Origin of the sequence: Streptomyces sp. NPDC087440, from assembly GCF_044744005.1 — a bacterium.
Classification (GTDB): Bacteria; Actinomycetota; Actinomycetes; order Streptomycetales; family Streptomycetaceae; genus Streptomyces.
The window spans coordinates 1-1,068 of record NZ_JBIUXN010000063.1 but is presented as its reverse complement, the minus strand read 5'-3'; the positions used below and the strand labels follow the sequence as shown (position 1 = coordinate 1,068).

1 rRNA gene is annotated in these 1,068 nt (G+C 57.0%); it reads right to left on the bottom strand.

The features are described from left to right. Window positions 1–1,068 (bottom strand): 23S ribosomal RNA (locus ACIO3O_RS42730); the annotation flags it as partial.

Here is a 1,068-nt window from a genome sequence, read left to right as displayed (position 1 = left end):
TTTAGGGTACGGGCCGCCATGAAACTCGCTAGAGGCTTTTCTCGACAGCATAGGATCATCCACTTCACCACAATCGGCTCGGCATCAGGTCTCAGGCTATGTGTTGTCCGGATTTGCCTAGACAACGCCCTACACCCTTACCCCGGGACTACCACCGCCCGGGCTGGACTACCTTCCTGCGTCACCCCATCGCTTACCTAGTACAGATCTGGGTCACCGGCTCCACCACTTTCCTTTCCCCGAAGGGTCCGGAACGGCTTCACGGGCTTAGCATCGTCTGATTCAGTATTGGGCGTTTCAAAGCGGGTACCGGAATATCAACCGGTTGTCCATCGACTACGCCTGTCGGCCTCGCCTTAGGTCCCGACTTACCCTGGGCAGATCAGCTTGACCCAGGAACCCTTAGTCAATCGGCGCACACGTTTCTCACGTGTGTATCGCTACTCATGCCTGCATTCTCACTCGTGAACCGTCCACAACTCGCTTCCGCGGCTGCTTCACCCGGCACACGACGCTCCCCTACCCATCCCAGCCCCCGTTGGGGGTATCTGCTGGAATGACACGACTTCGGCGGTACGCTTGAGCCCCGCTACATTGTCGGCGCGGAATCACTTGACCAGTGAGCTATTACGCACTCTTTCAAGGGTGGCTGCTTCTAAGCCAACCTCCTGGTTGTCTCTGCGACTCCACATCCTTTCCCACTTAGCGTACGCTTAGGGGCCTTAGTCGATGCTCTGGGCTGTTTCCCTCTCGACCATGGAGCTTATCCCCCACAGTCTCACTGCCGTGCTCTCACTTACCGGCATTCGGAGTTTGGCTAAGGTCAGTAACCCGGTAGGGCCCATCGCCTATCCAGTGCTCTACCTCCGGCAAGAAACACACGACGCTGCACCTAAATGCATTTCGGGGAGAACCAGCTATCACGGAGTTTGATTGGCCTTTCACCCCTAACCACAGGTCATCCCCCAGGTTTTCAACCCTGGTGGGTTCGGTCCTCCACGAAGTCTTACCTCCGCTTCAACCTGCCCATGGCTAGATCACTCCGCTTCGGGTCTAGAGCGTGCAACT